The sequence below is a fragment of the Faecalibacterium sp. IP-3-29 genome (assembly GCF_023347335.1).
GTDB classification, from domain to species: Bacteria; Bacillota; Clostridia; order Oscillospirales; family Ruminococcaceae; genus Faecalibacterium; species Faecalibacterium duncaniae.
Map to the genome: position 1 here is coordinate 2052973 of NZ_CP094471.1, position 12943 is coordinate 2065915.

At 47.2% G+C, this 12943-nt stretch carries 15 protein-coding genes; 5 read left to right on the forward strand and 10 right to left on the reverse strand.

The genetic code is table 11. The features are described 5' to 3' along the window. Positions 1 to 50 precede the first annotated feature (50 nt). From MTP40_RS09825 to MTP40_RS09835, 3 genes are read right to left on the reverse strand one after another with little or no spacing between them, the layout of a single operon-like run. Positions 51 to 233: a hypothetical protein gene (locus MTP40_RS09825; RefSeq protein ID WP_249259281.1), complete on the reverse strand. Its 183-nt coding sequence runs from the start codon at positions 231 to 233 to the stop codon at positions 51 to 53. Positions 234 to 242: 9 nt separating this feature from the next. Further along, entirely contained in the window at positions 243 to 593 is a 351-nt protein-coding gene (locus MTP40_RS09830; protein WP_249259282.1) for a DUF3846 domain-containing protein, read from the reverse strand. Positions 594 to 596: 3 nt separating this feature from the next. Continuing rightward, positions 597 to 806, reverse strand: a complete 210-nt coding sequence (locus tag MTP40_RS09835; RefSeq protein WP_249259283.1) for a hypothetical protein — start codon at positions 804 to 806, stop codon at positions 597 to 599. Between the two features lie 425 nt (positions 807 to 1231). Between MTP40_RS09835 and MTP40_RS09840 the strand changes: the two genes are divergently transcribed. The 4 genes from MTP40_RS09840 (at position 1232) to MTP40_RS09855 (ending at position 3936) form a co-directional block, all read left to right on the forward strand. Continuing rightward, positions 1232 to 1594 (forward strand): helix-turn-helix domain-containing protein, encoded by a 363-nt coding sequence (locus tag MTP40_RS09840; RefSeq protein WP_249259284.1) that lies wholly within the window; start codon positions 1232 to 1234, stop codon positions 1592 to 1594. Between the two features lie 58 nt (positions 1595 to 1652). Beyond that, positions 1653 to 2678, forward strand: a complete 1026-nt coding sequence (locus MTP40_RS09845; protein ID WP_249259285.1) for a Yae1 family protein — start codon at positions 1653 to 1655, stop codon at positions 2676 to 2678. A 248-nt stretch (positions 2679 to 2926) separates the two neighbouring features. Next, complete coding sequence (locus MTP40_RS09850; protein WP_249259286.1) at positions 2927 to 3472, forward strand: hypothetical protein; 546 nt, start codon at positions 2927 to 2929, stop codon at positions 3470 to 3472. Between the two features lie 41 nt (positions 3473 to 3513). Then, a complete protein-coding gene (locus MTP40_RS09855) occupies positions 3514 to 3936 on the forward strand; it encodes a hypothetical protein (RefSeq protein ID WP_249259287.1) in 423 nt (140 codons plus the stop codon). A gap of 292 nt (positions 3937 to 4228) precedes the next feature. On the opposite strand, the gene MTP40_RS09860 is transcribed toward MTP40_RS09855, so the two are convergent. The 6 genes from MTP40_RS09860 to MTP40_RS09885 all read right to left on the reverse strand — a co-directional run bounded on the left by MTP40_RS09860 (position 4229) and on the right by MTP40_RS09885 (position 10615). Further along, the gene (locus MTP40_RS09860) at positions 4229 to 5911 is read right to left on the reverse strand and encodes a recombinase family protein (RefSeq protein WP_117804795.1); all 1683 of its coding nucleotides are present in this window, start codon (positions 5909 to 5911) and stop codon (positions 4229 to 4231) included. A gap of 118 nt (positions 5912 to 6029) precedes the next feature. Next, entirely contained in the window at positions 6030 to 6296 is a 267-nt protein-coding gene (locus MTP40_RS09865) for a DUF6870 family protein (RefSeq protein ID WP_007884026.1), read from the reverse strand. A 469-nt stretch (positions 6297 to 6765) separates the two neighbouring features. After that, positions 6766 to 7176: a sigma-70 family RNA polymerase sigma factor gene (locus MTP40_RS09870; protein ID WP_249259288.1), complete on the reverse strand. Its 411-nt coding sequence runs from the start codon at positions 7174 to 7176 to the stop codon at positions 6766 to 6768. 439 nt (positions 7177 to 7615) lie between these two features. Continuing rightward, a complete protein-coding gene (locus MTP40_RS09875; RefSeq protein WP_249259289.1) occupies positions 7616 to 8413 on the reverse strand; it encodes a hypothetical protein in 798 nt (265 codons plus the stop codon). Positions 8414 to 8541: 128 nt separating this feature from the next. Then, positions 8542 to 9960: a HAMP domain-containing sensor histidine kinase gene (locus MTP40_RS09880; protein ID WP_249259290.1), complete on the reverse strand. Its 1419-nt coding sequence runs from the start codon at positions 9958 to 9960 to the stop codon at positions 8542 to 8544. Next, complete coding sequence (locus MTP40_RS09885; RefSeq protein WP_249259291.1) at positions 9944 to 10615, reverse strand: response regulator transcription factor; 672 nt, start codon at positions 10613 to 10615, stop codon at positions 9944 to 9946. The genes MTP40_RS09880 and MTP40_RS09885 overlap by 17 nt, the downstream gene beginning before the upstream one ends. A 298-nt stretch (positions 10616 to 10913) precedes the next feature. Here MTP40_RS09885 and MTP40_RS09890 point away from each other — a divergent pair, with 298 nt between their 5' ends. Further along, positions 10914 to 11273, forward strand: a complete 360-nt coding sequence (locus MTP40_RS09890) for a helix-turn-helix domain-containing protein (protein ID WP_054754179.1) — start codon at positions 10914 to 10916, stop codon at positions 11271 to 11273. Positions 11274 to 11475: 202 nt separating this feature from the next. Here MTP40_RS09890 and MTP40_RS09895 read toward each other — a convergent pair whose 3' ends face one another. Next, complete coding sequence (locus MTP40_RS09895; RefSeq protein WP_249260095.1) at positions 11476 to 12822, reverse strand: relaxase/mobilization nuclease domain-containing protein; 1347 nt, start codon at positions 12820 to 12822, stop codon at positions 11476 to 11478. Positions 12823 to 12943: the final 121 nt, after the last annotated feature.

Here is a 12943-nt window from a genome sequence, read left to right on the forward strand (position 1 = left end):
GCAAATCCTCCAACTCTGTGTTAAACTTCTGGTGATGTGTTGTCAAACCATCACCCTGGTTGGCTCGTCGGTGTTCCAGCACCGGCGGGCCTTTTTGCTTTTCTTGCATCTCTGGCCGCCTTCCACTCTTGAAACGCAGCCTCATTCTCCGGTTTTGAGTAAAAGTCCTGTGCGATGTGCAGCAATTCAATAATTTGCCAGTGCTCAAAGGGCAGTTTCTGCTTTCGGCCCATGGCAGCACCTCACAGCCACTCGGCGCAGATGGTCTCCACCACAGGCTTTGCAAAGCCGATCAGCTCATCGCCGCGCTTTGCGGCCACGACTGCCGGGCCCACCAGCTCTGCCGCCGTCATCTCACTGGCGCGCTGGTTCGTCAGGGGGCGCTCCTTCATCAGCCCTTCCTCGTTCACCAGCAGCAGAATGCCGTCCACGTCCTTCTCCCGCGCCCACTCGGCGCTCAGAACGCTGTTCACCGGCTCGATCGGCCCGCCCACCAGCTTCTGCAGGGTCTCCAGCTTCATGCTGTCACCATCATCACACTTCATGTTGAATGCCCGGTTCTTCGCCGGGATCACGATCATATAACGGTCCACTCCTTACTCCTCCTTATTGGCATATCCGGTCTTCTCGGCCTTCTCCACACTCACATCGTCGAACACCCCTTCCAGCACCCGCAGCACCCGGCGCTGTACAGTAGGCCTCAGCCCCGCCCGGCGCATTGCGATCAGGCAGTAGCCCATGCAGGCCGCGTTGCTCCACGGGCCATTGATGTCCTTGATGGCCACCATAATTTCTTCGTATCCCATGCTTTTCTTCCTTTCATTCGCTCTTTTTCGGGTCGGTGGGCTGGGTACGGCGCTGGCAAAAGAGATATTCCATCCTCAGCCCCGGGAAAAGGACATTCCGAACCTTTTCAGCTTCCGGATATGTAAAATCCGTCTCCCCGTTGATCTTGTTCCGGGCGGTTTTCTCTGAGCATCCAATCGCGCTCATAATGTCTTTTACCGTTAGGCCGTTCCGTTGCATCTCAGCTTTCAAATTGTCCATTGCAAATCCTCCGTTTCATTTCGATTTTACCTTTAACGGTAATTTACGGCTTGATTGTACATCCATTAAAGGTAAAAGTCAACCCTCTTTCAGAATATTTTTATCTTATTCGGTAATTTATTATTGACGGGGCAGTTTCTTTTTCTTATAATAGGGTTAAAGATTCAGAAAGGAGATTTTTACCATGTGGCTCGACAACTTAAACCGTATTAAAAAGAACAGCGGTATGACGATTGAGCAGATTTCAGAAGCATCTGGTGTGCCTAAAGGCACCTTGAACAAACTTTTTGCAGGCCAGACAAAAGATCCTCAGTTGTCCACCGTTTCCGCCGTGGTTCACTGCATGGGGTATACTCTCGATGATTTGTCTGATGATACCGTAAGCGGTAAAATCCAGCTTACCCCCGCCCAGACTGCCCTGCTGGACAACTTCGACCAGCTGAACGAAGAGGGCCAGACCAAGGCACTGGACTATGTAGAGGATCTGGTTCTCACCGGACGTTATAAAAAAGCTGCTGAGCATGGCGTGGCTGCAAAGGAAGCATAAAAAATGACCGCCTTGGTCACCCAAAGCGGTTAAGTTGTATATGATGGAGGAAATCAGCATGTCCTTAACGTTTCAAATCTGCGTCATCCTTGCAGTATTTCCGGTCATATTTTTATATTATCTGAAGCATCACCCAGAAAAGATAGACGAATATGCAGTTCGGCCCACTCGCCAAAAAATCGTTCACAAACTTCTCTTTTGGTTTTTGGGTTTCTCCGTCTTTTCTGTATACCTCCTCGCTTTTTCTATCGGTTTTAGTGTGGTTACCACTGATATTGCCGTGGCTTACGGTTTCGGATTTTCAACCGGGTTAATGTGTTCCATCTGGATCATGTACGCCCTCGCCAAACTTTTGCCCACCTATCCTCGCTCTTCGTTTCTGACCAGCATCATTGTTTTCTCCATTGTCTTTGCACTTTGCTTTATCGAACCTTCGATTATGCTTTCCGAGCCGCTGCTTAACGATAGCACGGTTCAGGTTCTTTCACTGATTATTCTTGTCATCGCCGCACTCTGGATGAACTCTCATCTATCAAAAGAAACTGCAGTTCCTCATGTGGATGAAATTCCTGAATCCAATTCTGCTACCTCTAAAATTGACTTGGCAAAGTTGGTCGATAGTGTGCCAGACATCAGCACCACTTCCACGCAGGTTTCCGAAGATGCACCAGCGGTGACAGAAACGGCAGACAAATCCGTTTCCCATGATGAGACTGTTCCAACGATCATCGTTTCAGAACCACAAGCTCAAATCTCCACTCCTCAAAAGAAACATCCGAACCTTCCCCATTGGGTAATTACAATCATTTTGATTGTCACCTGCATTCTTTGCGTTTTGATTGGTTATCTTGCCGGTGGTGGCTATTTGTCTGAAGATCTTGTTCCTAATTCACCTTATATTCAGAAACTCAAAAAAGCCGAAAGCGATGCTGCCTCTAAGGGATATAAGAAAGGCTATCACGATGGTCGGGACGATGGCTATGTTGCCGGGAAAGAATACGGTTACAGAGAAGGTTATAGCGCTGGCTATGATGAGGGTGCTTCTGACGAATTAGCTCTTTTATTAGACGACTATTTAGGATAATACAAAAATAACCCCGCCAGTGCGGCAACACCAGCGGGGCAAAACAATCCCCCCGCCCAGACTACCTTGCTGGACAACTTCGACCAGCTGAACGAAGAGGGCCAGACCAAAGCACTGGACTATGTAGAGGATCTGGTTCTCACCGGACGTTATAAAAAAGCTGCTGCGCATGGCGTGGCTGCAAAGGAAGCACAAAAAATAACCGCCTTGGTTTCCCGAAGCGGTTGCATTGTATATGGAGGCATATTATGTTCTCAGATTATGACCCGCTCGATCACAGAGGGAGTCTTTCCCCAGAAGATTCCAAGCAATATCTCGCTGAACTCAACGAACTCCAAAAAATCAGTGACACCTTTGAGCATACCCACGATGAAGATAAATTTTGGACAATGTATAATCACGCTTCTTGTCTTTCCAGCGAACTGGTCTATTTCAAGGAATGTTTGAACTCCTGTCAGGCTGAACTTGAAGCTGAAAAAACTCACGCCCTGCAACTCGATGCTAGCCGTATCCATGGCGCTCTGATCTTCACCAGCCTGTCCTTGGCCGCCTTCATTGCATTTGTTCTGCCATGTCCGCCTTCTATCGCTGTAGCCGGAATTGTTGGCATCTCTGTCCTTTCCTTCGTCCTCTGGCTTGTAGCCTTTGGCATTGTACAGGCACTTTACAGCCACCACCCGGAAATGTACGAGATGCACGAAAAAGAGGACAAGACTGCTTTTGCCGCAGCACTTGCTACCCCGGTCATTCTTGCAGCCGCTTATCAGTTCATCAAATTTTTTGCACATAAATAATTCTGCCAGGCAGTCTGACGGAATTTAGAAGGAGAATTTTCATGTCACTTGATGTAATTTCTGTAATCATTTCCGGTGTTTGCGCCGTTGGTAGTTTCATCTCTTTTTTACTTGCGCAAAAAGAAAAGCGTGAGGCCAAGGAAAGTGAAGCTCAGGCCAAAATCTATGCAGAAAACGCCAATCAGGCTAACGTTACAATGAACCAGCTTTATCAAGAGCTTTTGAAAGATATTGCGCACCGCCGCAGTATTGAATCAAGAGATGCTCTCAAAAACGAAGTCATCTCCTTTATTGCATGCAATGCTCCTGTTAAAACCGCTCGCATTGCAGATCACATCAATTTAAGTAAAGATGAAACCTTCGATCTTCTTCATGAAATGACTTTTGTAGACCAAACCATCAGTTGTGCCGGGCGCTGCGCAAAAGAAAGAATTGACAACGTTTTCTGGACCAGACGTTCGTGATGCATTACAAACAAAAATAACCCTGCCAGTGCGACAACACCAGCAGGGTTCCTCATAAGAAAACATTCCACCGTCTTGCTTTGTGAGGAGGTGCGGCCGGGGACTTCACGACCCGGTCTGCACTTTTATTGTAGCATGATCCCCCTCAGAACACAATCCGACAAAAAAGAATCCCCGGCAGCTCTGTACGATAGAGCCACCGGGGCCAGATGGGGAATCTGTCTGTCGGAGAATAATCATATGATTAGCGCCTATTAGGAAAACACACTGTCAAAGGGGTTCGTAGCGGGGGTTAGCCCGCTACTGCGGTATCTTCCGTAGTGTTGATTTCAATGTACTCGGCAATCTTGCGGAGCTCGTCAGCAAATTTGAATTTCACGCTGATATTGCCGTTTTCATAGACCTTGATATAGTCCACAAGTTCAACCAAGATTTCACGGTTGAGGGCTTCAATGTTCTGATACTTCATAAAGGCTACCAGTGCAGGATGCTCGTTGTCCACACCGTTTGCCAGTTCTGCGCGTTCAGCGTTCAGCCGGGTAAGCACCGCAGAAATATCAGAAGTCTGCCGTTCATAGTCAGCCTTCATATCCCGGTATTCCTGCTGGGTGATTTCACCGTCTTTCCAGTCCTGATAAAGAGATTGCTTGTAGCGTGTTATCTTTGTCAGTTCCCGCTCTTTTGCAGCTATCAGATCGTCCAGTCGGTAAGACTGGCTTTTTTTGATTGGAGCGGAATTGATCTGCGTGACGATTTCCGAGTAGGAAACAGCCAAATGTACCTGATGCTGTACAGCGAACAAAACAGCAGCCTCCAGCCGTTCATGCTTGATTGAGTGCATGGTGCAGGCTGTCCGGGAACGGTTCTTGTAGGTTGAGCAAGAATAATATACATTGTTGTTCTTGCCAACGCATCGGGTAATGGCCCGCCCGCAATCGGCACATTTCAGAAAGCCGCTGAATAAATGTACCTCACGGCCTTTCGGGGAAGTACGGGTATCACGCTGTAAGAGAGCCTGTACCTTATCGAAAGTTTCATAGTCGATAATGGCCTCATGCGTTCCAGCCACTTCCACCCATTCCTCGCGGGGAACAGCTTCAATCTGGTGTACCTTGTAGCTTTTCACCCGGCTCCGGCCCTGGGCTAAGTCCCCGGTGTAGGTCGGATTGGTAAGAATGGAGTGGATCATGCGGGCTCCCCACATAGGATCGTCATACCCTCTTGTCGAAACAGGCAAGCCCTTTTGTACCTTGTAAGCCGAGGGGCTCGGTACGCCGTGTTCGTTCAGGTACAACGCGATAGCACGTTTTGATGATCCTTGAATAAGCATTGTGAAAATGAGTTTAACATTTTCAGCAGCATCGGGATCAACAATCAGCCTGTGCTTGTCCTTTGGGTGCTTTACATAGCCGTAAGGAGCAAATGCTCCGATATACTGGCCGTTGCGCCGTTTGTAATCAAATACCTGCCGGATCTTTTTGGAAGTCTGATAGCAGTAATTATCGTTCATCACGTTTGTAATGGGAACGATGATATTTGAAACGCTGTCGGGGTTCTTGTAGCTGTCCACATTCTCAGCAAGGCTGATAAAGCGAACACCCATTTGAACAAACAGGTTGTCGATCAAACTTCCGGCATCGCTATAATTTCGTGCGAAGCGGGACAGGTCTTTTACTATAACGCAGTTGATTTTACCACTCATGACATCCGCCAAGAGCCGTTGAAAATCTTCACGGTTGGCGTCCGTTCCAGTATGACCATCATCCACATATTCCGTGATGCTTTCAAACTCGTCAATGTTGCGTCGGTAAAAATCGTTCAGTAGGTCACGCTGGTTCTTTACGCTGTTGCTATCGTCTTTTCCTTTTTTCAAATCTTCCTTTGAAAGCCGGATATAGATGCCCAGCCGCCAGCGGCGGATTGTGTAAGAGGGAGAGAAACTCTGCTGATACCCTCTGTTTTTTGCTCGTGCCATTGTTCCTCCTTCCCTATCACATTACACTTATATTATAACTCTGTCCGGGGAGGACAACAAGGATGCCTCCGCTTCGGGACACTTTGTCTCGAAGAAGCAAAACGAGCTGTAACCGAAGTTACAGCCCGCTTCTTTGCCGCAGCAGGAAATCCGTCAGCTTATCTTGGAGAGATGGCCCGCTTTCAGCAAATTCAATTTTCACGCCAACACCACCGATGCAAAAGCAGTATGGATTTTTGACAGTCTGCAAAAATCGAGAGATGCGCTCCTTTCGGGAAAGCGCATTGTCAAAGGTCATACCGCTCACATCAGGCAGGGACTCGGCAGCCACCGCGCCAATGTCAACGCTTCTCATTTGTTCAAGTTCCTGTGTAGTTAATTTCACGGTAAACCTCCTTCGCAGATTGATAGAACGCCTCCCGCTGTTTGGTGGGGAAACGCAACAGGCCAGCACCACCGGGATGCTGGCCTGTTGCCTTACTCCACCTTGGGACACTTTGTCTCGAGGTTTATTATAGTTTTTGAATATTAGAGAGCGCCGCACATATTTACTTGGCCTGTCCAAAGACAATCGTTATTTTCTGTGCGGCGCTCTCAACGCAAGTAAAGCGACAAGCCCGGAGGAACAGGCAGCCAACCTGTTCAGCGCCGGATCATGGCCTTGGGATGGCCGGGCCCATTTACAGTGTTGGTGTTGTTCGCTCAATCTCTTTTGGGAAATGTCACCGCGCACCCACCGTCTGGCTCCACGTACTTACTCAGGGTTGCCGTTATTCCCTTGCGTTAGGAAGAAAACCTCCTCTCATAAACCGAGACATTTTTTCATCAATTCCAAGTGGGTTAAGAAGAAAAAATCAAAAAGTTTTTTTCATGCGTTCAAGGCCACGCTTGATCGACTGGCGAATAGACTCCTCATGTACGCCCTCGGCCTCGGCAATTTCCTTAATTGACTTGCCAAGAATGATATGTGCGTCAATTCTACGGCCTTGGATCTCCGGCAGAGAATTGAGAGCGTTCCACAGACGAAGAAAGGTTTCCATCCGTTCAAGGAGCTCCTGCGGGGTCGGCTCATGCAGGCAAGCGGAATACTCAATCCCGTCATTGCAGTCCAGAGAATACTGCGCCTTGTGCCGGGAGAGCCGCCGCTGGTAGGCCATTTCATAACGGGCATCGGCCTTGAATACCTCGGCAACCTCGTCAGAAACTTCGATAAGCTGATCCTGCGTGTACCAATAATAAAGATCTTTCAGATTGATAGTAGTCATCGTAAAATCCTCCATTTCAGTTTGTTCGGGGTTGGTCGGAAACGAAATGGAGTAACGGCGGAGAACGGCACCGCACCTCGGGACACTTTGTCTCGAAGTCTGGAAAGCAAAATGCGCCTGCGCGACACAAGGCCGCACAAGCGCACGAAAATATATTATCGGTTATGTACTGTTTAATTTCACATTCAAAGCCGGACTGCTCCGATGGAGGGGCTATGCTTTTTTTAACTGGTGCAGATCATGGATACTGCGAAATAAAAAGAAGGACACGGCAAAATAACCTCCAATCGGCTACCGTGTCCCTGCAAGTCGTCATTGGTTTGTGTAGACGCAAAGAAACGGCGGCTCTGAAATCAAAGCCGCCGTTTCAAATGGGCGTGAAAATATGTCTGCTCTGCGACGGCTTTTTTTCTTTTGCCGTCGTCCGGCAATTCACAAGTTATTTCACAAACTGTTCTAATTCTCCCTTATCCACAGAAACCAGCTTTTCAATGTTGCCGGCCTTGTCACGAACAACATTCAAGCTAACGCCATCACTCACACCTTTGTCGCAAAAAGTGTAATGCTCCTTGTCGTAAAGGATATAGATAGGCTTCTCGCCGTACATCCAATGATTAGAAGTCTTGTCATAAGAAACGCCAAATTCGGTGTATGCGTCCAGACTGTCATCACGATAATTCGGATCGCCTTGTTCAAAGCTACCACTTCCGGCCGTAATTCCCGCCTTTTCCAATTCGGCTTTCAATACCTCCTGCTCTTTGGTGCGAGCATTAAAGTCAGCGTCCGAGGATTGCTTTAGACCTGTCAGAGTTCCATCTTCATCTCTAATGGGTTCAACGTCTATCACGCCGTCATCATAGGAAAAGCCATTCGTTTCATTAGAATTGATCTGATCCTTGAAGTAACGCACGACTTGCCCGTTATAGAAGAAACAATCCTTTTCCGTGTCGTATGTCATACCATACGGTTCATAGATAGAATACTTTTCAGCAATCTCAGCCCGGCGTTCTTGCTCCGCTTTGGCCTGTTCCTCAGAGGAAAGGACTTCATCATTCTCGTAGGCTTGCACCGAGGAAGCCTCGTCAGAGGAAATGGGAGTGCCGCTATCTTTCGCCTCCTCAAAAGGTGTTGAGCTGGTAGTTGACTGGTTTGCCGCGCTTGCAGCACAGCCACTTAAAACAGCCGATGCACAAAGCGCCATTGTGAGTAAAAGATTTGTGATTTTTTGTTTTTTCATATTCTGAAACACTCCTTTCTGTTTCTGAATATATAGTAGCAGAACTGTTTGGGATACCATTGTGGCGAATATGTTTTTTATGTGTAGTTAAAAATACGGGGCGATCAAATTTGACCGTCCCGCATTTTTCAAAATCGGATTGAAAACAATACCCCTCTGTCTGTGTTTTTCAAGCTATATATTATATTGTGCTGTTCTAAAATAGTTTTGACGATATAAAGTCCTAAGCCGCTACCCCCTGTTTTTCGATTGCGTGATTGCTCCATCCTATAGAAAGCATCAAATAATTTTGGAATTTCTGCTTCTGGAATATGCACACCAGTATTTTCTATCTGGAAAACTACCGATCCATTTTTAGAAAATGCGTCCATATAGATTGAACTGCCTCTCGGAGAATACAAGATGGCATTAGAAACAATATTGTTAATTGCTTTTTGTATCAGCATTTTGTCTACGACGATTTGCAGGGCGGGAGAAATATTCTCGTTCCAGTCAATTTCCTTTTGTACAATCAGATCCTCAAATAAAGCATATTCCCGTTTCAGAAGATCAGAAAAATCCATTTTTTCTTTTCGCAGACCTACTTTAGATGATTTCATACGCGAAACCGTCAGTATTTCTTGTACCATGCTCTCCATTGTATTGATGATTTCAAGGGAGCGCGATAGATATTTATTGCGATCCTGATAATCGCCCACATTCAAAATCATCCCCTCTGTCTGCCCCTTGATAATTGTAATAGGCGTTTTTAATTCGTGAGAAACAGCAGAGAAAAAATCAAGTTGTGCCTGTTCTAATTCTTTTTCGTGCTCTATGTCTGCCTGCAATTTTATATTTGCTGCCTGTAGATTTTCCAAAGCGGCAGATAGCTTTTTAGACATTTCATTCAAGCTATGCGCCAGGACACCAAGCTCGTCTGTCCGACTTTCTTCACACTTCCAGCTAAAGTTTAGTTCAGACATATTTTTTGATACTGCGCTCAGTCGTAATACGGGCTTTGTAACATAGCGGGAGTAAATCATTGAAGCAAGCGTAGCAATAATAAGAATAACAAAAAATAGAATGATAAAAACATTTGCCAGAGTATTCCTAAGCAGGTCAACCTCATGCGCGCTACCGGCAACTGTCAATGTATAAACAGTGTCCGATCCTGCGAAAGAGAACAGGTAGCTATGTGTTGCCCGATACGCCGCCGGATCAGTATTTTCAGTTGCTATTCCTCCATCAAGAAAACGAGGAAATTCTTTTACCCCCTGTGAGGGCAGTTCGATTGCGTTACCGTCATCGTCGGATAGTTGAAGCAATACCCCGTTATTGTTCAAAAGAAACTCATCAAAAAGCGTTCCGCTTTCCAACGGGGACATGGTTTGCAACTCCGCAATAAAAGAGGAAACCGTATTTTCCAAGCTTGCGTCAAGTGTTGTGCTATATGTTTTGGGAACGAGCCACGAAATGACGGTATATGTCAGAACACAGCAAATACTGGTCAGCAAAAAAGTGATTGCAAATATTTTTGCAAATAGACTTCCTTTAATTTTCTTTATCAATTTTATATCCCACCCCTCTGATTGTCTGGATGAAGTCAATCCCCAACTTTTTGCGAAGATTTTTAATGTGAGTATCTACAACCCTTTCATCGCCATAAAAGTCATATTTCCATAGCTTATCCAGCAGATTTTGCCGCGTAAGTACACGCCCTTGATTTAGCAGAAGCTCCCTTAACACCTCAAATTCTCGCTGGGTAAGGTCAAAAGAAACACCGTCTACCACAGCGGTATAACTGTCCATATCCAGAACGAGATTTTTATAGGTAATCGTTTGGTGTTCCTGCTCTGGTATCATAGAACTTCTGCGGAGAACAGCGCCGATTTTGCGAACCAATATCGGCATGGAGAATGGCTTTGTAATATAATCGTCAACCTGTAAATCTAAGCCTCGGATTTGTTCCTCCTCTCCGTTTAGGGCAGTCAGCATGATAATAGGGACACGTGACTGCTTGCGGATCAATTCACAGACAGTAAAGCCGTCAATTTTAGGGAGCATAATGTCTAACAAAATCAGGTCAAAATGTGTGCTTGCAAAAAGGGATATTGCCTCAATGCCATCACTCGCAAGAGTAACAGCGTATCCAACTTCCTGCAAAAAGTTTTTCAATAATTCTTGAATATCTAAATCGTCCTCAACGATTAAAATGTGTTGCATAGAAACACCTCCAAAAACCATTATAACAGAGAAGTTTGTGATTAAAGTGTAGTTTTTAATTTTTTAACTATAATACCTCTGTCCGCTACATTCATCAATCTTGTATTCAGATACAGAAAAGAAAAAGGAAACCGGTAATCATACTTCGGGACAAATTGTCCCAAAGTTATAGGTATATTGTACCTCACATTTCCGCGATCATCAATTTTGCGTATGTGAAATTAAATAGTCAGTAGTATGAAATATACAGTCGTTCAAATAATATCACATGAAATGTAAAATCATATCAGGTGATGTTATGAAGATAGAACGAGATGAAAGACGCTTTGATTTTCACGATATAGGGCTCGCCATCAAGCGTGCAAGAGAAGCCAGCGGTATGACACAGGAGCAACTGGCCTATATTGTTGACCGCGCTCCGCGTACCATTATGTATAATGAAAATGATGGTCAGCATCCAAGCTTCAACACCTTTTATCAGATGGTCACAATGTTTGATATATCGGTGGATCAATACTTTTACCCGTCCCAAAATAGCGGGAGCGAGTGCAGAAAGCGGATTGATGCCATGTTGAACGCCTTGGACGAAAGAGAATTGAAAATCGTTGAAGCTACAATCCAAGCGATGAAAGCATCGAAAGAAACGGAGGAAACGTAAAAGAAAGCGTAACCTCCGTTTTTTTGCGCCATGTTGCGGGTTGCGCGTTTTGGCAAGCAATTCGGGTGTGGCCACACTCCGAAATTTTTGCTGGCCGCAGGCCCGCAAAAATGCTTGTTGGGGAGCTCCCCAAACCCGCTGGACTTCGGGACAAATTGTCCCAAAGTCCCGGCGCTATGCGCCTGTTGTCTGCGGCCTGTCGCTATCGCTCCTGAGCCTTATTTTCCCGCCCGTCCGTCACGCCGAGCAGATGATCAATGTTCGCCTTGATTGCCACAGCCTGCCGCATATCCGCCTGGGCCTTGCGGTATTCCGCATAGAGGGCTTTTTTCTTTCCCGCCAATTCCTGGCGGGACTTTTTCATATCCGTCATCTTTGGCAATTTTGCACCGTCCAAAAGCTCATTCATAGTAGCCCGAGCCGCTCGGTAAGTGGCAAGCTCCGCCTCATGCTCCGACAGATATTTTTTACTGTACCGGGCCGCCTTGTAACCGTCAAACACAGGCCGGGTTTTTGCGTAGTCCACAGTAGTCGCCATGAGCCCGGAGGTCTTTTCCAGTTCCGCCTCCGTTTGCCGCAATTCCTCGGACAGCGTGTGAAAACGCTCTACCGCCTTTTCGGTACTGGCCGCCAGCGCCTCATAGTCCATCAAATCATTTTCCCGCAGATACTGGAGCGCAGCAGCCATCTGTTTCAGATTGTAAACCTTGGCCCACCGTTCATAGGCCGGGCCCTTGCCCTGTGCCATGCGCTCTTGAATGTCTATAATCAGATTGACACGACGGGCAGGAGCTGGGGCCTCCTTCGGGAGCTCCGGGATCGGACGCTCCCCGTCAATCACAGCCCGGATGTCCTCGGGATCAAAACCATCCCCGAGGGTGGATGCCCGCAGGCGGGTAGGCTTATCCTGTCCGGGAGCAAGAAAGGAGATCACACCGCCACGGCCATGCTTTACCAGAAAGCCGGACTCCTCCATGAGCCTCAGAAACGCCGGAAAATCGGCAGGCTGTTTTTTCAGAGCCTCCACGATGGCCAGCCGCACCCGCTGTTTTGCAGAGGGCGGCTTTTCCCCAATCCACTGGCCATAATGGAGATACCGGCCCTTGCTGTGCTGTTTTGGATTTTGGATCACAGAGAGGTCATGCTCAACGCACACCCGGTCAGAGAGCCGCCGCAGAGCAAAGCTGGAGCCGATAAAATTATGGAACTTCCGGGAGCGGTCAAAGGCCGTTGAATTGAAATAAATGTGATTGTGGAGGTGGCTCTTGTCTGTGTGGGTGCAGACAAAAAACTGATACTTTCCCTTTGTCCAGCGCATGGCTGTTTCATAGCCGATCTGGTTGGCCTCCTCTGCTGTTACTTCGCCGGGTGGGAACGCCTGCCGGATTTGAAAAAACAGGGCTCCACGCTCTACGGCCCGGCCCATTTCCGCCTGGTACTGGCTCTTTACCAGCAGAAACTCAGCGGGAGCCGTGGCCGGATCGCAGAGGTATGAGGACAGGGCTCCCAGCTTTTTCGGATTAAGCCCATAGTTAAAGCGTTCCTCCATTGTCTGGACAGCGCCTTTCCCAGCCGCCACCTTGTAGGGCCGGATATAAGTTGTAGCCGTGAGCACACCTCCTTCCAAAAGAAAACGGCGGCTGTCCGTCCAGCCGCCGCAGGGGGCTTCG